The organism is Streptomyces sp. R35, assembly GCF_041053035.1.
Classification (GTDB): domain Bacteria; phylum Actinomycetota; class Actinomycetes; order Streptomycetales; family Streptomycetaceae; genus Streptomyces; species Streptomyces lutosisoli.
Genome location: NZ_CP163440.1, coordinates 9,614,704 through 9,634,756 on the forward strand (window position 1 = coordinate 9,614,704; position 20,053 = coordinate 9,634,756).

The window sequence follows — 20,053 nt, forward strand, 5'->3', positions numbered from 1 at the left end:
CTTTCGGTTTCTTTGACGTTCTCTGAAGTTCTTTGAAGCTCGTTGAAGCTCTGTGAAGTTCTTCGACTGCGCGAGGTACCGATCAGGAATCAGTGGGGGGTGACGGGCGCGTACCGGACCGGCGGTCCGGGGTCCGCCGGGATCCGGTCGGCCAGAAAGCCGTACGCGCGCCGCAGTTCGGGATCTTCGAGGGTGTGCCACCAGCGGTGGACGCCGTACCAGCCGGGCGCCGCGAGGGCACCGCCGTGCCTGCGCACCGACAGCCCGGCGGCGAGGACCGCGAAGCGCAGCCGCTCCTCCAGCGGCCAGCCGCCGAGCGAGGCCGCGACGAAGCTCGCGCCGAAGACGTCACCGGCGCCCGTCGCGTCCAGGACATCGATGTCAAGGGCCGGGACGTCCGCGTACTCGCCCGTCGTCTGGTCCACGGCGACCGCGCCGTCGCCGCCCCGCGTGACCACCGCCACCGGCACCAGTTCGGTGAGCGTGCCGAGCGCCCCCATCGCGCTGTCGGTACGGGTGTAGGCCATCGCCTCGGCCTCGTTGGGGAGGAAGGCGTGGCACAGGGAGAGCTGGTCGAGGAGGTCGCGGGACCACTGCTGGGTGGGGTCCCAGCCGACGTCGGCGTAGATCTGTGTGCCGTTCGCGGCGGCCTTGGCGATCCAGCCGCGCGGCTCGGCCTCGATGTGCACGAGGGCCGTGCGCGCCTCGGGCGGGTCACCCATGAGCTCGTCCTGCGAGTACGGGGGTTCCTGGCCGTGGGTGACCAGGGCACGGTCGTGGCCGTACGCGAGGGAGACGGTGACCGGGGTGTGCCAGCCGTCCGCGGTACGGGAGAGCGAGAGGTCGACGCCCTCCTGGCCGGTGAGGACACCGCGGCAGTACGCGCCGTAGGAGTCGTCGCCGAAGACCGTGGCGAGGGAGGTGCGCAGGCCGTAACGCGACGCTGCCACGGCCAGGTTGGCGATGCCGCCGGGGCTGACGCCCATGCCGTCGGTCCAGATCTCCTCACCCGGCGTCGGCGGCTTGCCCAGTCCGGTGAGGACGAGGTCGTAGAAGAGCAGCCCGGTCAGCAGGACATCGGGCCGTTCGTCGCCCACGGGCGCATCCTCTCGTCAAAAGTCTGCAAGCGGTGCACAGGATCGTGCGCGCATCGAGCCAATTTGGCAAGAGTCGAGCAGAACTGAGCATAGAAATGATGGGGAATGACGAGTACTGTTCATTCCGTGCTGGCAGAACGACGACATCAACTCATCCTGCGGGCCCTGCGCTCCGGCGGTCCCGCGGCCGTGACCGATCTCTCCGAACAGCTGGGCGTGAGCCCGGCCACGGTCCGCCGTGACCTCCTGAAACTGGAGGAGGAGGGCCTGCTCACGCGGGTGCACGGCGGCGCGGTCGCGGACGAGGGCGACCAGCCCTTCGCCGAGGTCGCCGAGGTCCGCGTGCCCGAGAAGGACGCCATAGCCGCGAAGGCCGCGTCGATGGTCCAGGACGGCCAGTCCGTCCTCCTGGACATCGGCACCACCGCGTACCGGCTCGCCAGACAGCTGCACGGCCGCCGGATCACCGTGATCACCAGCAACCTGGTGGTCTACGAGGAGCTGGTGGACGACGAGGACATCGAGCTGGTGCTGCTCGGCGGCATGGTCCGCCGCGAGTACCGCTCCCTGGTCGGCTTCCTCACCGAGGACAATCTGCGCCAGCTGCACGCCGACTGGCTCTTCCTCGGCACCAGCGGCATCCGCCCCGCCGGCCAGGTCATGGACACCACCGTCGTCGAGGTGCCGGTCAAGCGCGCCATGATCAAGGCCGGGGAGCGGGTGGTCCTGCTCGCCGACCGGGCGAAGTTCCCGGGCACGGGCATGGCGAAGGTCTGCGGCCCCGAGGAGCTCGACGTGGTGGTGACGAACGCGCCGGTGGACGCGGCGACGCGGTCCTCGTTGGAAGAAGCGGGCGTACAGGTGGTCGTGGCGTGATCCCCAGCCGCGTGACCTGCGTCCCTGCACGAACTGCAAAGGTGGTAGTTGCGTGAGGCTGACCATTCTGGGCGGCGGCGGATTCCGCGTCCCGCTCGTGTACGGCGCGCTCCTCGGGGACCGCGCCGAGGGCCGCGTCACCCACGTCGTGCTGCACGACCTGGACGCGGGACGGCTCTCGGCCGTGGCCCGCGTCCTGGCCGAGCAGGCGGCGGGTGTGCCGGACGCGCCCGAGGTGACCGTCACCACCGACCTCGACGAGGCCCTGCGCGGCGCCGACTTCGTCTTCTCCGCGATCCGCGTCGGCGGCCTCGAAGGACGTGCGGCGGACGAACGGGTCGCCCTGGACCAGGGCGTCCTCGGCCAGGAGACGGTCGGCGCGGGCGGCATCGCCTACGGCCTGCGCACGGTGCCTGTCGCCGTCGACATCGCGCAACGCGTCGCCCGGCTCGCCCCCGACGCCTGGGTCATCAACTTCACCAACCCCGCGGGCCTGGTCACCGAGGCCATGTCCCGGCACCTGGGCGACCGCGTGATCGGTATCTGCGACTCACCGGTCGGCCTCGGCCGCCGTATCGCCAAGGTCCTGGGCGCCAACCCGCGCGAGGCCTGGATCGACTACGTCGGCCTCAACCACCTCGGCTGGGTACGCGGCCTGCGCGTCGCGGGCCGCGACGAACTCCCGCGCCTGCTCGCCGACCCCGACCTGCTCGGCTCCTTCGAGGAGGGCAAGCTCTTCGGCCCGGAATGGCTCCAGTCCCTGGGCGCCGTTCCGAACGAATACCTGCACTACTACTACTTCAACCGCGAAGCGGTCCGCGCCTACCAGGAGGCGGAGAAGACGCGCGGCGCCTTCCTCCGCGACCAGCAGGCGCACTTCTACGACGAGATGAAGGCGCCGGACGCCGCCGCGCTGGCCGCCTGGGACCGCACCCGCGCCGAGCGCGAGGCCACCTACATGGCCGAGAACCGGGACGCGGCCGGCGCCGGGGAACGCGACGCCGACGACCTCTCCGGCGGCTACGAGAAGGTGGCCCTCGCCCTGATGCGGGCCATCGCCCGCGACGAGCGCACCACCCTGATCCTCAACGTCCGCAACCGCTCCACGCTGAGCGTGCTCGACGAGGAAGCCGTCATCGAGGTGCCCTGCCTCGTCGACGCCAATGGCGCGCATCCCGTCGCCGTCGACCCGCTGCCCGACCATGCGACGGGTCTCGTCTGCGCGGTGAAGGCGGTCGAGCGTGAGGTGCTGTCCGCGGCCGAGTCCGGCTCCCGTACGACGGCCGTGAAGGCCTTCGCCCTGCACCCGCTCGTGGACTCCGTGAACGTGGCCCGCAGGCTGGTCGAGGGCTACACCTCGGTCCATCCCGGCCTGGCGTATCTTAAGTAAGCGCTTTCCACCTTCCTGGAGACTTCTCATGCACGACGAACGCCGCCGGATCGAGGAGCGCGTAGAGCGCGTCCACGACCAGCGCATCAAGCCCGCGATGTACGCCGCTTCCGTCCCCTTCGCCGTGGAGGCCTGGCAGGCGCCGGGCGAACCCGTCCCCTTCGAGGAGGCCGCGGCCGCCTCGTACGAGCCCTTCACGATGGACACCCCCTGGGGTCCGCCGTGGGGCACCACCTGGTTCCGTATGCGCGGGCAGGTCCCGGCCGAGTGGGCGGGCAAGCGCGTCGAGGCCGTCATCGACCTCGGCTTCACCGGCGACTGGCCCGGCAACCAGGCCGAGGCACTCGTCCACCTGACCGACGGCACCCCGCTCAAGGCCGTCAACCCGCTCAACCAGTACGTGCCGATCGGCAACCCGGCGACGGGCGGCGAGCAGATCGACTACCTCGTCGAGGCGGCCTCCAACCCGGACATCCTCGCCAATGACTTCGCGCGTCCGACCCCGCTCGGCGACGTCCTGACCGCCGGCGACAAGCCGCTCTACACCTTCCGCCGCGCCGACATCGCCGTCCTCGACGAGGAGGTCTGGCACCTCGCCCTGGACATCGAGGTGCTGCGCGAGCTGATGGTCGAGCTGGCGGAGCACGACCCGCGCCGCCACGAGATCATGCACGCACTCGACCGGGCGCTGGATCTGCTCGACCTCGACGACATCTCCGGCTCGGCCGCGGACGTCCGCTCGGCGCTCGCCCCCGCCCTCGCCAAGCCCGCCCACGCCAGCGCCCACACCCTCTCCGGCGTCGGTCACGCGCACATCGACTCCGCCTGGCTGTGGCCGATCCGTGAGACCAAGCGCAAGACGTCTCGCACGTTCTCGAACGTCACCGCGCTCGCGGAGGAGTACGAGGAGTTCATCTTCGCCTGCTCGCAGGCCCAGCAGTACGAGTGGGTGCGCGACAACTACCCGCAGGTGTGGGCCCGTATCCAGGAGTCCGTGAAGAAGGGCCAGTGGGCGCCGGTCGGCGGCATGTGGGTCGAGGCCGACGGCAACCTGCCCGGCGGCGAGGCGCTCGCCCGCCAGCTCATCCACGGCAAGCGCTTCTTCATCGAGCACTTCGGCATCGAGACCAAGGGCGTCTGGCTGCCGGACTCCTTCGGCTACAACGCCGCCTACCCGCAGCTCGCCAAGCTCGCCGGCAACGAGTGGTTCCTGACCCAGAAGCTGTCCTGGAACCAGACCAACAAGCTGCCCCACCACACCTTCTGGTGGGAGGGCATCGACGGAACCCGCATCTTCACGCACTTCCCGCCCGTCGACACCTACAACGCCCGTTTCAGCGGCGTCGAGATGGCCCGCGCCGTGAAGAACTACGCCGACAAGGGCCGTGGCACCCGCTCGCTCGCCCCCTTCGGCTGGGGCGACGGCGGTGGCGGTCCCACCCGCGAGATCATGGAACGGGCGCGCAGGCTCGCGGACTTGGAGGGTTCGGCGAAGGTCGTCATCGAACACCCCGACGACTTCTTCAAGGCCGCCCGCGCGGAGTACCCGGACGCCCCGGTCTGGGTCGGCGAGCTCTACCTGGAGCTGCACCGGGCGACCTACACTTCGCAGGCCCGCACCAAGCAGGGCAACCGGCGCAGCGAACACAAGCTCCGCGAGGCCGAGTTGTGGGCCACGACGGCCGCGCTGCACGCGCCGGGCTACACCTACCCGTACGAGAAGCTCGACCGGCTCTGGAAGACGGTTCTGCTCCACCAGTTCCACGACATCCTGCCGGGGTCCTCGATCGCCTGGGTGCACCGGGAGGCCGAGGCGGAGTACGCGCGCGTCGCCGAGGAGGTCGAGGCGCTCACCGCCGAGGCCGTGGCCGCGCTGGGCTCCGGGGAGACGCGGGTCTTCAACACCAGCCCGTGCGACCGGGCCGAGGTGGTACGGACTTCGGTGGGCGTTCCCATGTACACCGAGGTCCCGGCGAACGGCAGCGCGCTTCTGGGCGTCGCCGAACCGCCGCAAGCGGTGACCGTGACCGGCCGCGTCCTCGAAAACGGTCTCGTCCGCGTGGAGTTGGCCGAGGACGGGACCCTGGCCTCCGTACGTGACCTCAAGGCGAACCGCGAAGTCCTCGCCGACAAGGGCAACTTGCTCCGTCTGCACACCGACCTGCCCAACTACTGGGACGCCTGGGACGTCGACAAGCACTACAAGAACCGCTACACGGACCTCTTGGACGCCGACTCGATCACGGTCGTCGACCAGGACCCCCTGCTCGGCGCGATCCGCGTGGAGCGGTCGTTCGGCAAGGGATCGAAGATCGTCCAGACGATCACCGTCCGGGCCGGAAGCCCCCGTATCGACGTCGAGACCGACATCGACTGGCACGAGGCCGAGAAGTTCCTCAAGGCCGCCTTCCCGGTGGACGTCCGGGCCCCGCACTCCTCCGCCGAGATCCAGTTCGGCCATGTCCAGCGGCCCACCCACACCAACACCAGCTGGGAGGCGGCCCGCTTCGAGGTGTACGGCCACCGCTGGGTGCACATCGGCGAACCGGGCTACGGCGTCGCGGTCATCAACGACTCGACGTACGGCCACGACGTCTCCCGCACGGTCCGTGAGGACGGCGGTACGACGACGACCGTCCGGCTCTCCCTGGTGCGCGCCCCGCGCGTGCCCGACCCCGAGGCCGACCAGGGCAAGCACCGCTTCACCTACTCCCTCCTGCCGGGGGCGACCATCGAGGACGCGGTCGCGGAGGGTTACGCGCTCAACCTGCCGCTGCGGGTGGCCGATTCGGCCGGTCCGGTCGAGCCCGTCGTCTCCGTCGACGGCGAGGGCGTGACCATCGAGGCGGTCAAGCTCGCCGACGACGCCTCGGGCGATGTCGTCGTACGCCTCTACGAGTCCCGGGGCGGCCGCGCGGAGGGCACCCTCCTCACCGGCTTCCCGCTCGCCGGGGCCCAGGTGACCGACCTCCTGGAGCGCCCGCTCGCGGAGGCGGAGACGGACGGGAACGCGGTCCCGGTGACGCTGCGGCCCTTCGAGGTGCAGACGCTGCGGCTGGCAGTGGCGAAGAAGTGACCCTCCCGCGCAGGAGGGTGACCGCACTTCCCATGAAGAATTAAGGAAGCGGTAAGAGGCCTGGTCACGGCGGGTTTGGCGCCCGTCGTGACCACGGCCCGTCTTCTGCGTGACACCTGGAGTTCGCCGTTCCCCTTTGTGATGCGGGGGAACGACGAGAAAGAGGTGTCACGGTGCGAGACCCGCGTATGTCCGCGATCGGCAAGGGGCTGAGGCGTCGGGGGAGGCTGATGACGGAGGCGGTGCGTCCGCCGCGGCGCACGCTGGACGCCGTGCCGTCACCCAGGAACCCCGGAACCGCCGGAACTCCTGGAACTCCGGGTACTCCCGAAACCTCCGCCGAGCGGCTGTACGTCGCGCCGCGCGCCCCGCGTCTGGTGGAGTCGCCCGTCTTCGTGCTCTCCTCCGTGCGCTCCGGCTCGACCTTGCTGCGGGTCCTGCTCAACAGCCACAGCCAGATCCGCGCCCCGCACGAGATGCATCTGCGCACCGTCCACGTGCACTTGTCGCGCGACTTCACGGCCGACGCCATGCGGGCGCTCGAACTCGACAAGGACGAGCTGGAACACGCCCTGTGGGACCGGCTGCTGCATCTCGAACTCACCCGCAGCGGTAAGCGGATCATCGTCGACAAGACCCCGCCGAACACCCTTGTCTGGCCCCGTCTGCACCGATGTTGGCCGGGCGCCCGCTACATCGTGCTGCTGCGCCACCCTGGCGCGGTCATCGACTCGCTGACGAACCGGCGTACGGACCCCGACCACGACGCCATCCGTGCCGAGGTCCTCGACTACAGCGAGAAGCTCGAAGAGGCCCGCCAGAACCTCGACGCCCACGTGATCACGTACGAACAGCTCACCGCCGACCCGGAGACGACCACCCGCGGCATCTGTGACCACCTCGGCGTCCCCTGGGAGCCCGCCATGCTCGACTACGGCTCCCAGGACCACGGCACCTTCCGTCCCCAGCTCGGCGACTGGAGCGACACCATCAAATCGGGGCGCGTGCAGCCCGCCCGCAGCGCCGATCCCACGGTTGAACTGCCGCCCAGGCTCGCCGAGTTGGCGCGCGTCTGGGGGTACCCGGCGGTCTGACCGGCGGGCGGTCCGGCCGGCGGCGTCACCCGCCGAGGAGGCCGGCCTCCGCTCGTGCGAGCGTCGCGGGGTGGCCGAAGAGTCCGGGCAGACCGCCGGTGTGCAGGAAGACGGTGCGCTGCCCGGGGGGGATGTCGCCGTCCTCGACGGCCGCGACCAGCCCCGCCATCGCCCGCCCGGTGTAGATCGGGTCGAGGACGATGCCCTCGGTGCGGGCCGCGAGGGTCAGGGCGCTCATGACGGGTTCGGTGAGCGTGCCGTAGCCGTCGCCGACCTGGTCGAGCCGGACCCGCAGTTCCTCCGGAGCGCAGGGCTTGCCGGACAGCTCGGAGGTCAGCTCGGACACGGTCCGCGCGGGTTCGGCGACGGCGCCGACGTGCACGCCCAGCACGCGGGAGCCGCCGAGGTGCGCGACGAGTCCCGCCATGGTGCCGCCCGAGCCGAGCGCGACGACGACGGTCGCCAAGTCGGGTACCTGGTGGTCGAGTTCGCGTGCGCACTCGACATAGCCGCGGGCGCCGAGCGCGCTGGATCCCCCGAACGGGATGAGCGCCGGAACCTCGCCCCGCTCCCTCAGCTCCTCGACCACCTCCCGGGCCCGCGACGCCAGCTGCTCGCCGCCGCCGTCGCCCGCCCAGACGACGCCGGCGCCGAAGAGCCCGTCCAGCGCGAGGTTGCCGGACGCGGAGGCTCCCGGCTGTCCGGCGAGCACGAGGACGACGCGGAGCCCCAGCCGGGCGCCCGCCGCCGCGGTCAGCCGTGCGTGGTTGCTCTGCGGCGCGCCGGTGGTCACCAGGGTGGTGGCGCCCTCGGCCAGGGCCGCCCCGCAGGTCCACTCCAGCTTGCGTACCTTGTTGCCGCCGCCGCCCAGGCCGATGAGGTCGTCGCGCTTGACCCACAGGTCGTCCGGGCCCAGACCGAGCGCACCGGCCAGCCGGGGAGCGGGTTCGAGCGGGGTGGGCCAGGTGCCCAGGCGGGCGCGGGGCGGGGTGCTGCCGGTGGAGGGAGTCGTCACCGTCGGCAGCGTAGCTGGCCCGGCGCCGGCCGGCGGCGCCGGGCGCGAGGGTGCGGTGGGCCGCCCGGATGTCCCGGACGGCCCACCGCACCGACGCACTCCGTTTCGGTCGTCCGTCAGCCGGTGAAGCCGGCGTTGATGGACGTGAACTGCCAATTGTTCTGGCTGATGCCGGAGCAGTTGCTCACCACGCCGCCGCCCGGGCAGGGCCGGTCGCGGTTGACCGACCAGAAGGCGAGCCGTGCGATGTGGTGCGAGTTCGACCAGTCGCGGATCGAAGTCCAGATGGCCGGAGTGGTGTTCTCCTGCTGGTCGCTGAGACCGTTCATCCCGGAGATGCCGATGTGGGAGTAGGCCGTGGCGTCGTCCCACCCGAAGGTCGACTTCAGCTTGGTCTTCAGGCCCTCGGCGGCGTTGACGGTGTTGCCGTACATGTCGGAGCCGCCGCCGAAGTCGAACGGCATGATCGTGAAGACGTCGATGCCCGCGTTCAGCGACTGCGCCTGCTCGATGAGACGGTTGCCGTAGTAGGTCGGGCCGGTCGTCGAGGTGCCGAAGGTGACGATCGTCTTCAGGCCCGGGTTGTTGGCCTTGACGGTCTTCAGCGCGGTCAGGATCTTCGCCTGGATGGCCTCGTTCTCGAACTCGTCCGTGTTCTCGATGTCCATGTCGATCGCCTTGAGGCCGTAGGCGTCGATCACCTTCTGCAGCGCACCGGCGAGAGCGCTCGCCGAGGAGCAGTTGGCGCCGAGCTTGCTGCCCTGCCAGCCGCCGAACGACGGGACGATGTCACCGCCCGCGGAGCGGATCTGGTTGATGGCGGTCTGGTCGACGCCGCCGGTGAGCGCGCGGCTGCCGTCCCAGGCGGGGGTGCAGCCGCCGGAGTCCAGCATGAACGCCATCGTGAACCACTTGATGCCGGTCGAGCTCATCACGGTGGTCGGGCTCGGCGGGTCGCCCCAGCCTTCGTAGAGATAGGGCGCGGCCTGCTTGAAGCCGGTGCCGCCCCCGCTGCCCGCGTCCGTCGTGACGCTCACGGAGTTCGAGGCCGCCGAGGTGTTCCCGGCCGCGTCGCGCGCCTTGACGGTGAACGTGTAGGCGGTGCTGGCCGACAGCCCACTGACCGTCGCGCTCGTGCCCGACACACTGAGCACCTGGTTCGAGCCGCTGTAGATGTCGTACGCGCTCACGCCGACGTTGTCGCTCGACGCGCCCCACGACAGCGACACGCTGGAGGAGGTCTTGCCGGTGGAGGTCAGGTTCGTGGGTGTGGTGGGAGCCTGGGTGTCGGAGCTGCCGCCGGGCCCGTCCAGGCTGATGTCGTCGGCGTAGTAGGTGCCCTGCGCGTACCAGCCGTGGACGTAGATCTTGGCGCTGGTCTGCGAGGCACCGGTCGTGAAGGACACGCTGAGCTGGCTGTACGCCGACGGGGACGTCGTCCAGTTCGAGGCACCGCCGTCCACGCCCAGGTACACATAGCTGCCGCGCACCCAGCCCGAGAGGGTGTACGCCGTGTTCGGCTGCACCGCGACGGTCTGGCTGCACTGGGCGTTGTCACTCGAACTCACCGCCCCCGCAAGGGCCTTGGAGCCGCCGTGCACGGGACTGGAGACGACCGAGCCCAGGTTCCCGGTGCACGTCCAGGGGGAGAGGCTGCCCGACTCGAAGCCGGGGTTGGTCAGGATGTTGGCCGCCTGGGCCGTACCGGGGAGGGCGACCGCCCCGGCCAGGGCCAGGGCGGCGGTGCCGAGCAGAGCGAGGAAACGATGTCTGGAACGTCTGAGATATGTGATGCGCACGCGATCTCCCTGAAGAAATGGGGGTGTTCGGGAGTGCTGAGAGGTGCGCAACCAAGTTGGTATGGACCAATCCCGCTGTCAAGACGCTGAGCGGAAATTGGTCCAGACCGGTAGTCGGGTGGGGGCGGGGCTAGGCGGGTGCGATGGCGGCGGTGGCGGAGGCGTTCTCCGTCGCGGGGGCGGGCTCGGGCTCCGTGACGGGGGCGGGCGAGGGTTCCGTGACGGGCGCGTGCACGGCGGGCAGTGCCGGCGCGGGAGTGTCGGCCCGCTGGTGCGGCAGCGACACCGCGCGCACCGGGCGCGGGCCCGAGACCACCGTGTAGTCCTGCCCGAGGAACGGCGGGACCACGTCGCCCGTCTCCTCGCCGAGCGCCAACTGCACTGCCGTCCAAGGGGCGTTGACGCCGCACTGGGCGAGCTGGTGCAGTCCGCCGGCCGGACGGGTGTTGACGTCCATGAGGACCGGCTCGTCTCCGAACATGCGGAACTGGATGTTCGTCAGGTAGTGCAGTGCGAACTTCTCCGCGAGCAGACGCGCGGGCTCGATCCAGGACGGGTGAAGGGTGAACCCGCGGCGGCGCCCGTTCTTGGTGCGGCCCACCGCCATGCGGATCCGGCCGTCGGGCCCGGTCAGGCAGTCGACGGACACCTCCGGCTGCTCCAGGCGCGGCATCACCAGCCAGTCGACGGGCTGGTCGGCCGCGCGCAGCGCCTCCACGACCAGATCGAGCGGCACGTACGGGCTGGGAAATCCGTTGAGGTGATTGAGTGAGAAGGGGGCGCGCGTGATGACGCGGAAGCCCACCCCGCCCGCCCCCGACGCCGGCTTGAAGCACGCCTTGTGGCCCGCGGCCTCCAGCGCCTCGACCGCCGTGACCAGCTCTTCCTCGGTGCGCACCCGCCACCACGGCGGTACCGGCACACCCACCTTCTGGACCGCCTCATAGGCGGTGACCTTGTCCTGGAAGATGGCCACGGCCTCGGCGGGCGGCGCCAGCAGGGCCGTACCGAGCGCGGCGAACTCCGCGCGCTGCGCCACGATCGCGGCCTGGTGCAGGACGGGCACGAACACGTCGATGGAGTGGCGGGCGCAGTGGTCGAGGGCGTACTCGACATACGCGCGCGGGGACAGGCCCTCGGGCTCCATGGAGGCCACGTCGGCGGCGGCCAGGACGGGGGAGTCGGCATCGCCGTGTGTCGCATGGATCTCGACTGCGCGATGCTGCGGATTACTTCGCAGCTGATCCATGAAGAACACGTTCTCCGCGTACGTGCGGTTGAGCCAGACGCGTACGCGAGAGCCCATACAGGCCACCTTTCACGGTTCGCGGGCACGGCGGAGCAGGCCGTGCCCGGCCAGGGGAGTGGGAGGAACACCAAGCCGCCGTACGCCAAAGCAGGTTCGTGGCGGCCGTGTTGGGGCGATCATAAGGGGCGTGGGGCCCCTGTGCTGCTACGGGCGTGTTACGGATTCCCTGAAAGGCCCGGCGAGGGGGTACGGAAGCCCGGGGAACGGCCCACAGGGACAGGGGCGTGGGCCGGGGCGGACCGGGCGCGGGACAGCGGCGGGCCCTTCTTGTCCCGTGGGGGGCGGATGTGTTCTTGTGTTCCCATTCGTCTTCCTTGGGGGGTGTCGCGGGTGCGGTCGACAGACGGCGGTCATGGGAACCTGCTGGCCATCAGCGATCTGCACATCGGATACGCCGAGAACCGCGCCCTCGTCGAGAAGATGCGCCCCGAGACGGACGACGACTGGCTGCTGGTGGCCGGTGACATCGGAGAGATCGTCGCCGACATCCGGTGGGCCCTGGAGATGCTCAGCAGCCGTTTCCGCAAGGTGATCTGGGTGCCCGGCAACCATGAGCTGTGGACCCACCCGAAGGACGAGGTACAGCTGCGCGGCGTCGCCCGCTACGAGCATCTGGTCGCCCTGTGCCGGGAGTTGGGCGTGATCACCCCCGAGGATCCGTACCCGGTGTGGGACGGTCCCGGCGGCCCCGCGGTCGTCGCGCCGCTCTTCCTGCTCTACGACTACTCGTTCCTGCCGCAGGGGTGCGTGACCAAGGACCAGGGGCTGGCCTATGCCCAGGGCACCGGGGTGATCTGCTCCGACGAGCACCTGCTCCACCCCGACCCCTACCCGAGCCGCGAGGCCTGGTGCCGGGCCCGGGTCGCCGAGACCGAGCACCGGCTCGCCGAGCTGCCCGACGATCTGCCCGTGATCCCGGTCAACCACTACCCGCTGGACCGCCATCCGACGGACATCCTGCGCTATCCCGAGTTCGCGATGTGGTGCGGCACCCGGCTGACCGCGGACTGGCACCGCAGGTTCCGTGTCGAGGCCATGGTCTACGGTCATCTCCACATCCCGCGGACCACCTGGCACGAGGGTGTCCGCTTCGAAGAAGTGTCCGTGGGCTACCCCCGCGAATGGCGCAAACGGCCGGGAACGCCCGGCACACTGCGCCGCATTCTGCCGATGGAGGTCGGAGCCGGTGATGGAGGAGCTGCTCCCGGAGTCGGTCGTGGCCGTGGAGAGCTACGGTGACGACGAGGCCGCGGGCGCGACCCTGTACCCCGAGGAGCAGGCGCTCCTGACACGGGCCGTGGAGAAGCGGCGCCGCGAGTTCACCGCCGTGCGCTCCTGCGCCCGGCGCGCCATGGAGAAGCTCGGCGTGCCCCCGGGGCCGGTCCTGCCCGGCGAACGCGGCGCGCCGCAGTGGCCGTCGGGCCTGATCGGCAGCATGACGCACTGCGACGGCTACAGCGCCGCCGCGCTCGCCCGCGCCACCGATCTGGTCTCCCTCGGCATCGACGCCGAACCCCACCTGCCGCTCCCGGCGGGGGTCTTCGACGCCGTGGCCCTGCCCACCGAGGTGGACCGCCTCGACCGGCTGGGCGCGCGGACCCCGGCCGTCCACTGGGACCGGCTGCTGTTCAGCGCCAAGGAGTCGGTCTACAAGGCGTGGTTCCCGCTCACCCGGCAGTGGCTGGACTTCTCCGAGGCGGACATCGACATCGTCCAGGGCCCCGCGTCCGGCGGCCCCGTCCTGGCAGGGCGATTCCGCGCCCAACTCCTCGTGCCGGGCCCGCTGGTCGGCGGTGAGCGCGTCGGGGCCTTCGACGGGCGCTGGACCCTCCAGCGGGGCCTGGTCGCGACGGCGGTCACCGTGCCCCGCGCCTGAGCCGGGCCGCAGTCACCGTCCCCGGCGCCTGAGCCCGGCCCAGGTCACCGTGGATCACGGCTGAGCCGGCCGTGGGCACTGTCCCTCACCTTGGAGCCGGCTCCGGGCACCAGGTGTGCAGCAGCCGGAAGAACGCCTCCTCGTTGCCCGCGAGCCCGGCAGCCGCCAGCGCCCGCTCCGCCTCGGCGAGCGCGGACGGGGGCACCACGGGTGGTCGGCGCCCGTCGGGCGGACCGTCGAAGGCGGCTCGTACGGTCTGCAGGAGCCGCAGATAGGCCTGCACGGCGGCGCGTTCGCGGTCGGTCAGTACGGCGGTCGGCATCGGACGGCTCTCCCCGGGTCGGCTTGTCGAAGCGGTACATGGCGGTACGTCACTCCAGCTTGCCGTCCGGCACTGACAATCCCGTTTGGGTACGCGGGGGTTCGCCCGCTTAGCGGAGGCGAAACCTCACGGAAATCCCTGGTGGAACAGGAGCCCTAGGCTGGAGAGGAGAGCCGGCGGCCGCCTTCACGGCGGCCCGGGAGCTGCCTTCACGGCGGCCTGGAAGCTGCCTCACGGCGGCCTGGAACAGGAGGTCGGCCCGTGGTCGACGTACCGCCTCGGCGTCCGCGGCGCACCCTGCGGCTGCGCTCGGTGGGCGACGGGGAACTGCGCCTGCGCCACCGCGTCGTGCACGGCTACCGACGCGCCTACCGGATGGCGGGCGAGGGCCCGGTGCTCGTCCTGATCCACGGCATAGGCGACTCCTCGGCGACCTGGGCGGATCTGATCCCCGACCTCGCCCGCACCCACACGGTGATCGCGCCCGACCTGCTCGGCCACGGGGCGTCCGACAAACCGCGGGCCGACTACTCGGTGGCCGCGTATGCCAACGGGGTGCGCGATCTGCTCACCACGCTCGACATCGAGTCCGCCACCCTGGTCGGGCACTCGCTCGGCGGCGGCGTCGCGATGCAGTTCGCCTACCAGTTCCCCGAACGCACCGAGCGGCTCATCCTGGTCAGCGCCGGTGGCGTCGGGGGCGAGGTCAACCCCGTACTGCGGGCCGTCTCGCTGCCCGGTGCGCACCTCATGCTCTCCACGCTGCGACTACCCGGTATGCGCCTCCAAGTAGGCCTGTTCCTCCGTCTGATGAGACTCCTCGACACCGATCTGGGCCAGGACGCACCGGAGTTGCTGAACCTCGTGGACGCGCTGCCCGACGCGACCTCCCGCAGCGCCTTCATCCGCACCCTGCGCGCCGTGGTCGACTGGCGCGGCCAGGCGGTCACCATGCTCGACCGCTGCTATCTCACCGAGGGCATGCCCACGATGCTGCTCTGGGGCGACCGGGACAGCGTGGTGCCGGTACGGCACGCGTACGGGGCACACAAGGCGATGCCGGGCAGCCGTCTGGAGATCTTCGAGGGGGCGGGCCACTTCCCCTTCCACAGCGATCCGGCGCGCTTCCTGGCCCTCGTCGAGGAGTTCACCAGCACCACGAGCCCGGCCGACTGGAGCCGCGAGCACTGGCGGGAGCTGCTGCGCGCGGGCCGCCCGGGCACGACGGCCGGACAGCCCGACACGGCCCAGAACCGCGCGGCGGAACGGGACCTGCGGGAGGCGAGCGAACGCAGCGCGACCTGACGCCCGCCCGCCCCGGCAGGCCGGGGGATCAGCCCGGGGTGGGCGCCCCGGCCGTGCGGACCGACTCCCGTTCCTGGTCCGTGAACGGCGGCTCGGCCAGCGGAGGCCGACGCGGGCCGCGCAGCACCGCGAAGGCGACCTCGGGCTTGAAGAGGGTGGGCAGCGGTCCCGACAGCGTCATCACACTGAGCAGCGCCTGGGTGACCAGCGGACGACCGGTCGCCGTCAGCATGAGCCGGTTCACATAGCGGCCGAGCAGATTCTGCGCGCCCCCGGGCTGCTTGCCGATCGCCTCCGGGTAGCGGATGTCCGTGCCCGTGGCCAGGTCCCAGGCGGTCGCCACCGGACGGGACACGGCCCGCTGCACCCGCCGCGCGAGCCCCGGCTCCGTCAGCCCGTGCTCGGCCACCAGCCCGCGCAGCGCCACGGCGCCCTGAGCGGCCACCGACATGCCGTGCCCGTAGACCGGGTTGTAGGTGGCGACGGCGTCACCGATCACGACGAACCCCTCGGGCCAGTCCCGTACCTTCTCGAAGAAGCGCCGCCTGTTGACCGTGGAGCGGGTGAGGAAGACGTCCGTCAGCGGCTCCGCGTGCGCGATCAGCTCGCCCACGACAGGATGTCTGACCCCGCGAGCGAACGCCTCGAACTCCTCGGTGGAGTCGGTCGGCTGGCCGCCGCGTGTGCCGGACAGCGTCACCAGCCAGCGGCCGCCCTCGATGGGCACGATGGTCGACGACTGGCCCGGCACCGGCTGCGCCGCGTCCGGCTGTACGTTGACCACCGGGAAGTCCTCGGTGCCCGCGGGCGCGCGGAAGATCCGGCTGGCGTACGCGAGTCCGGAGTCCACCTCGTCCATCGGCGCCTCGGGCACGCCCAGCGCGTCGAGCCAGGTGCTGGCCCGTGAGCCGCGCCCCGAGGCGTCCACCACCAGATCGGCCGCGAGGACGCGCTCCTCGCCCTCGGGCGTGCGCACCCGCACACCTGTCACCCGGGAGGCGCCGCCCTCCAGGCCGAGGAGCTCGGTGCGCTGCAGGAAGGTGACGCGCTCCTTCTTGGCGAGCCGCGCGCGCAGCACGGAGTCGAGCAGATCCCGGCTGCACGCGATCATGAACTCCATCTCGGGCCAGCGCCGCAGCCAGCCCTGCGCCGACAGGGAGACGAGACCGGTCGGCAGCGGGATGCGGCGGGCGCCGGCGGCGAGCCAGGCGTCGGTCACCCCGGGCAGCAGGTCCTCCATCGCACGGGCGCCGCCGGACCACAGGAGGTGGGCGTGGCGGGCCTGCGGGAGACCTTTGCGCGGCTCGGGCCCCTCGGGCAGTGCGTCGCGCTCGACGACGGTGACCTCGGCGTAGTCGTGCAGGGCGGCGGCGGTCAGCAGACCGGCCAGCCCGCCGCCGACGACGACGGCCCGACGGGAAGCCGCACCCGGCGGCAGACGGCGGGCGGTGTCGGCGGGTCTGCTCGGTTCGGCCGCGCCCCGGGAGGCGCTAGCTGGTTCGCTCATGGAAGTCGCTCTCTGAGCTGGTCGGGGCCCGCCCTCGGGCGGCCGCGACGACGGGTGACTGACGCAGCGCGATGGACATCCGCACGAGGTCGCGGGGGCCATCGGTGTACGCGTACGCGGATCCGGCCGCCGGGGGACCGTCGGCCGCCTCCGCCGAGCTGATGACCCTGCCCTCCGGGTCGGCGGCCCTGGCCCGCACCGCCGCCGTCACCATCGCCGCGTCCGCCTCGGCCTGCGCCTGGGCGGGCGAGGAACCCGCGGTCAGGGCCGCGTCGTAGGCGTGGGAGCGCACCTCGGAGTCGAAGTAGGGGTACAGGCTGAGCATGCCGTCGTGGATGTCGGACTCCCGCTGGGTGACCTGGAGTTCGGCGGGGGACCACCAGGAGATCCGCACCGCGTGGTCCTCGTGCGCGGAGACCGACTTCAGCTCGCGCCACAGGGGCCCGAGCCGGCGGTACGTCGACCAGGTCGTCCAGCAGTCCCCGATGCGCTGGCAGGCCAGTGGCAGCAGGAAGCCGACCGCGCTGACCTGCTCTCCCACGGAGGCGAGCATGGGGGCTACATCGGTGCTCAGGCCGTCCAGGTTCGCACCGTTCCAGCGGGCGACCACGGCGGTGAACTTGGTCGCCGCGTAAGGGACGTTGAACAGGAAGCCGACCGCGATGATCAGCAGCCCGGCCCGCAGCCAGCCGTGCACCTGGAGCGCCCAGCGCCAGCACATGATGTTCATCGCGACGCCCGCGACGGTCAGCGCGAGGAGGTAGAGCACGATCATCTCGCGGATGAACGGGGTGTTGGCGTAGTAGGTGTCGAGATCCCGCAGCCGCTCCACGGGGGCGTCCCCGAGGGCGAACAGCACGACCAGCGCCGCGCTGACCACGCCGTACCCGGTGATCCAGCGGCGTGCGAGGCGACGGGTCACCTCCGGCGGTCCGCCGCGCCAGTTGATGATCAGCACCAGGCAGGAGGCGCAGAAGGCGCTCAGCAGGCAATAGACCAGGGGCGCCGAGATGTTGGGGACGCCGGTGAGGTCATTGACCCCGGCGATCGTCGGCGGGGCCGCGAAGACGAACACCAGGCCCGCCAGTGCCATGAGTACGCCGACGGACCGTTGGAGCGGGTCACGCCAGCCCCTGATCAGCGCGGGCGCCTTGGCGGCGAGAGCGACCCCCATGGCGGCGGCGGGGACGTAATAGCTGGATGCGTCCATGTCCTCGGAAACGTCCTCAGCCCTGCGGGCCGCGGTAGCCCAGGGACGCCTCGATCCGGCCGGCCAGACCGTCCCGGCTCACCGGCTGACGCAACGACGAACCGGCCAGCCATGTACGGCACTTGCTGGCGAGCAGCAGACCGAAGCTCTCGGCCTCCTTCTCGTTGTCGAGGTCGAAGCGGGTGCGCGCGGCCACCTTCAGGACGGTCGCCTGGAGGTCCGCGTGGTCGCTGAGTAAGCGGGCCGCGACGGCTGCGCCCTCGACGTGGTGACTGCAGTGACCGGCCTGCATGTGCCACAGCTCATGTCCGAGGATCACCAACTGGTGGTCGGGCGCGGTGCGTTCCTCGATGACGACGAGGTCCTGCTCGGCCATGTCGAGCCACAGCCCGCTGGCGGTGCCGGGCGGGAACGCGGCCGTACGGAACTGGACGGGACGGCCGCGGCGTCTGCTCATCGCGTCGCACAGCGCCGCGTACAGCTCGGCGGGTTCCGCCGGTGCCGGGAGCGAGAGCTCCGCGACCAACTCGCCGCACAGGCGGCGCATTTCCCTTCCGATGGCCACAGTTCTCCCCCGGCTCACGACTCGGGCCGCTTGACGCTCTCCAAGAGCATGTCCAGCCACTCGGCGACCTTGTCCCGGTGCTGGTCGGTGGGCAACTGCGCGGCCCGCCAGGCGATTCCGCGGACGCCGTGGTCCAGGAGCAGCCGTTCCAGCGGGTCGTTCGCGACGGAGGCCGCCGCGCGCTCGCGGTCGGCGAGTCGCTGCAGGAGCTCCTGCTCCGAGCGCTGGAGGGCGCCCACGAGCGCCTCGGAGTCCTCGGCCGTAAGGAACCCGGCATGGACCCGGAAGAAGCGCTGGATGGCGTCGCAGTGCTCCATGGTGGGGCGCCGGTCGCCGTTGATGAGGGCGCCCGCCTGCTGGCGCGACATGCCGGCGCCGTCGGCGATCTCCTGCTGGGTGTACCGGCGTCCGTTGGGCTTGAGCCGGGTGCGGCGCAGCAGGTCCAGGCGTTGCAGGAAGCGGGCCTGCAGGTCGGGCTCCCCGGCGGGGCGGCCGCTCAGCAGGGCCTTCACCACGGGTTCGGGGACGCCGGACTCGGCCGACAGGCGCCTCACGTCGAAGACCTCGGCGTGCTGCACACCGAGCCGGTCGGCGAGTGCGGTGACCCGGGCCACGACGGCCTGCAGCAGAACCGTCGCCGTGGCGCCCGGAACTTCGAAGCCATCCGTCACCGACAGATCTCCTACGTCTCTCTCAGGTCTCTCTCACGAAAGTCAGGAACCGTCCGGAAGTGAGGGTCGGGATTCGACCATCCGGACGTGAAGGTCAGGAACCATCCGGAGACTAGCGGCTTGCTCGAACTCACATCCAGGTCTCGCCACAACTGTGGCGAGATTCAGCCGTCAACAGGCGCCAAATGCCACGATAGTTGACACGCCTGTGCCCTGGGCAGCAGGATCGGGGCGCCGCGTGAAGGCCGCAGAGGCAAGAGGGGTGACCTCCCGATGGCGTACCAGGCAGGAAGGCAGCGGTCCCAGCCGCGACCTGTCCCCGAGAGTCTCGAAGCTCAGGCGTATCTCCAGGACTACGCCGCCCTCTTAGAAGCCGTCCCGTTCCCCTCCGTCGTCTTCGACCACCGCTGGGACGTCGTGCTGTCCAACGCCGCGTTCGAGACACTTTTCGACGGCGTCGACCCCCATCCGACGGCCATGCCCGGCGACAACTTCCTTCGGTTCGTGCTCTTCCACCCGGACGCGGCCACGGTCCTCGGCGACCACGAGTCGAGCTGGTGCCTGCCGATGCTGGCCCATTTCGCGGCCGCCGTGGAGCTCCACGGCCAGGACCGCGGACTCCAGTCGATCCGCCGGGACATCGCCCAGGACCCGATCATGGACGCCGCCTACCGGCACGGGCTGGCGCACTGGATCCGCGCGGTCGGCCCGGGCGCCGTCGAGCACGACGGCGCCGTGCGCCCGCTGGTGCACCCGGACCCGCGCTGGGGCAGCACGGAGTGCCGGATCGTTGACGACACGCCCAAGACCCTCCGGGACATGGGCTATACGCGGATGACGCTGGTCCTGCGCGAGACGCGGCAGGCGGCGGCCGTACCGCGCAAGGCCCGCAAGACGCGCAACGGAGCGGCGGAGCTGCGGGCGGTGTGAGCCCGTGGGGG

17 protein-coding genes are annotated in these 20,053 nt (G+C 71.1%); 8 read left to right on the forward strand and 9 right to left on the reverse strand.

The genetic code is table 11. The annotated features are described in order from the left end of the window. Positions 1–89: 89 nt before the first annotated feature. Positions 90–1,097, reverse strand: coding sequence for a carbohydrate kinase family protein (locus AB5J50_RS43145; RefSeq protein WP_369264040.1), 1,008 nt, complete (start codon positions 1,095–1,097; stop codon positions 90–92). Positions 1,098–1,223: 126 nt separating this feature from the next. Between AB5J50_RS43145 and AB5J50_RS43150 the strand changes: the two genes are divergently transcribed. The 4 genes from AB5J50_RS43150 (at position 1,224) to AB5J50_RS43165 (ending at position 7,533) form a co-directional block, all read left to right on the forward strand. Next, the gene (locus AB5J50_RS43150; protein ID WP_369264041.1) at positions 1,224–1,973 is read left to right on the forward strand and encodes a DeoR/GlpR family DNA-binding transcription regulator; all 750 of its coding nucleotides are present in this window, start codon (positions 1,224–1,226) and stop codon (positions 1,971–1,973) included. A gap of 52 nt (positions 1,974–2,025) precedes the next feature. Continuing rightward, positions 2,026–3,363, forward strand: a complete 1,338-nt coding sequence (locus AB5J50_RS43155) for a 6-phospho-beta-glucosidase (RefSeq protein WP_369264042.1) — start codon at positions 2,026–2,028, stop codon at positions 3,361–3,363. Positions 3,364–3,391: 28 nt separating this feature from the next. Beyond that, positions 3,392–6,439 carry an alpha-mannosidase gene (locus AB5J50_RS43160; RefSeq protein WP_369264043.1) on the forward strand — a complete coding sequence of 1,016 codons (3,048 nt, stop codon included), beginning with the start codon at positions 3,392–3,394 and terminating at the stop codon, positions 6,437–6,439. 230 nt (positions 6,440–6,669) lie between these two features. Further along, complete coding sequence (locus tag AB5J50_RS43165) at positions 6,670–7,533, forward strand: sulfotransferase (RefSeq protein ID WP_369264044.1); 864 nt, start codon at positions 6,670–6,672, stop codon at positions 7,531–7,533. Positions 7,534–7,558: 25 nt separating this feature from the next. Here the strand turns inward: AB5J50_RS43165 and AB5J50_RS43170 are convergent, their stop codons facing one another. The 3 genes from AB5J50_RS43170 to AB5J50_RS43180 all read right to left on the reverse strand — a co-directional run bounded on the left by AB5J50_RS43170 (position 7,559) and on the right by AB5J50_RS43180 (position 11,653). Beyond that, positions 7,559–8,548, reverse strand: coding sequence for a D-cysteine desulfhydrase family protein (locus AB5J50_RS43170; RefSeq protein ID WP_369264045.1), 990 nt, complete (start codon positions 8,546–8,548; stop codon positions 7,559–7,561). Positions 8,549–8,664: 116 nt separating this feature from the next. Then, positions 8,665–10,347 carry a carbohydrate binding domain-containing protein gene (locus AB5J50_RS43175; protein ID WP_369264046.1) on the reverse strand — a complete coding sequence of 561 codons (1,683 nt, stop codon included), beginning with the start codon at positions 10,345–10,347 and terminating at the stop codon, positions 8,665–8,667. Positions 10,348–10,477: 130 nt separating this feature from the next. After that, a complete protein-coding gene (locus tag AB5J50_RS43180) occupies positions 10,478–11,653 on the reverse strand; it encodes an ATP-grasp domain-containing protein (protein WP_369264047.1) in 1,176 nt (391 codons plus the stop codon). Between the two features lie 333 nt (positions 11,654–11,986). Here AB5J50_RS43180 and AB5J50_RS43185 point away from each other — a divergent pair, with 333 nt between their 5' ends. Beyond that, positions 11,987–12,895: a metallophosphoesterase gene (locus tag AB5J50_RS43185; RefSeq protein WP_369264048.1), complete on the forward strand. Its 909-nt coding sequence runs from the start codon at positions 11,987–11,989 to the stop codon at positions 12,893–12,895. Further along, entirely contained in the window at positions 12,843–13,532 is a 690-nt protein-coding gene (locus AB5J50_RS43190) for a 4'-phosphopantetheinyl transferase (RefSeq protein ID WP_369264049.1), read from the forward strand. The genes AB5J50_RS43185 and AB5J50_RS43190 overlap by 53 nt, the downstream gene beginning before the upstream one ends. Before the next feature lie 85 nt (positions 13,533–13,617). On the opposite strand, the gene AB5J50_RS43195 is transcribed toward AB5J50_RS43190, so the two are convergent. Beyond that, positions 13,618–13,854, reverse strand: coding sequence for a hypothetical protein (locus AB5J50_RS43195; RefSeq protein WP_327433492.1), 237 nt, complete (start codon positions 13,852–13,854; stop codon positions 13,618–13,620). A 261-nt stretch (positions 13,855–14,115) separates the two neighbouring features. Here AB5J50_RS43195 and AB5J50_RS43200 point away from each other — a divergent pair, with 261 nt between their 5' ends. Then, positions 14,116–15,159 carry an alpha/beta fold hydrolase gene (locus AB5J50_RS43200; protein WP_369264050.1) on the forward strand — a complete coding sequence of 348 codons (1,044 nt, stop codon included), beginning with the start codon at positions 14,116–14,118 and terminating at the stop codon, positions 15,157–15,159. A 28-nt stretch (positions 15,160–15,187) separates the two neighbouring features. Here the strand turns inward: AB5J50_RS43200 and AB5J50_RS43205 are convergent, their stop codons facing one another. From AB5J50_RS43205 to AB5J50_RS43220, 4 genes are read right to left on the reverse strand one after another with little or no spacing between them, the layout of a single operon-like run. Then, the gene (locus tag AB5J50_RS43205; RefSeq protein ID WP_369264051.1) at positions 15,188–16,666 is read right to left on the reverse strand and encodes an FAD-dependent monooxygenase; all 1,479 of its coding nucleotides are present in this window, start codon (positions 16,664–16,666) and stop codon (positions 15,188–15,190) included. Then, the gene (locus AB5J50_RS43210; RefSeq protein WP_369264052.1) at positions 16,650–17,876 is read right to left on the reverse strand and encodes an MAB_1171c family putative transporter; all 1,227 of its coding nucleotides are present in this window, start codon (positions 17,874–17,876) and stop codon (positions 16,650–16,652) included. Before AB5J50_RS43210 ends, AB5J50_RS43205 begins: the two co-directional genes overlap by 17 nt. A gap of 16 nt (positions 17,877–17,892) precedes the next feature. Further along, positions 17,893–18,423: a toxin-antitoxin system, toxin component gene (locus AB5J50_RS43215; RefSeq protein WP_369265670.1), complete on the reverse strand. Its 531-nt coding sequence runs from the start codon at positions 18,421–18,423 to the stop codon at positions 17,893–17,895. A gap of 32 nt (positions 18,424–18,455) precedes the next feature. Continuing rightward, the gene (locus AB5J50_RS43220; RefSeq protein WP_327433496.1) at positions 18,456–19,112 is read right to left on the reverse strand and encodes a helix-turn-helix transcriptional regulator; all 657 of its coding nucleotides are present in this window, start codon (positions 19,110–19,112) and stop codon (positions 18,456–18,458) included. Positions 19,113–19,385: 273 nt separating this feature from the next. On the opposite strand from AB5J50_RS43220, the gene AB5J50_RS43225 reads away from it, so the two are divergent. Further along, the gene (locus AB5J50_RS43225; RefSeq protein ID WP_369264053.1) at positions 19,386–20,042 is read left to right on the forward strand and encodes a hypothetical protein; all 657 of its coding nucleotides are present in this window, start codon (positions 19,386–19,388) and stop codon (positions 20,040–20,042) included. The last annotated feature ends 11 nt before the right edge of the window (positions 20,043–20,053 follow it).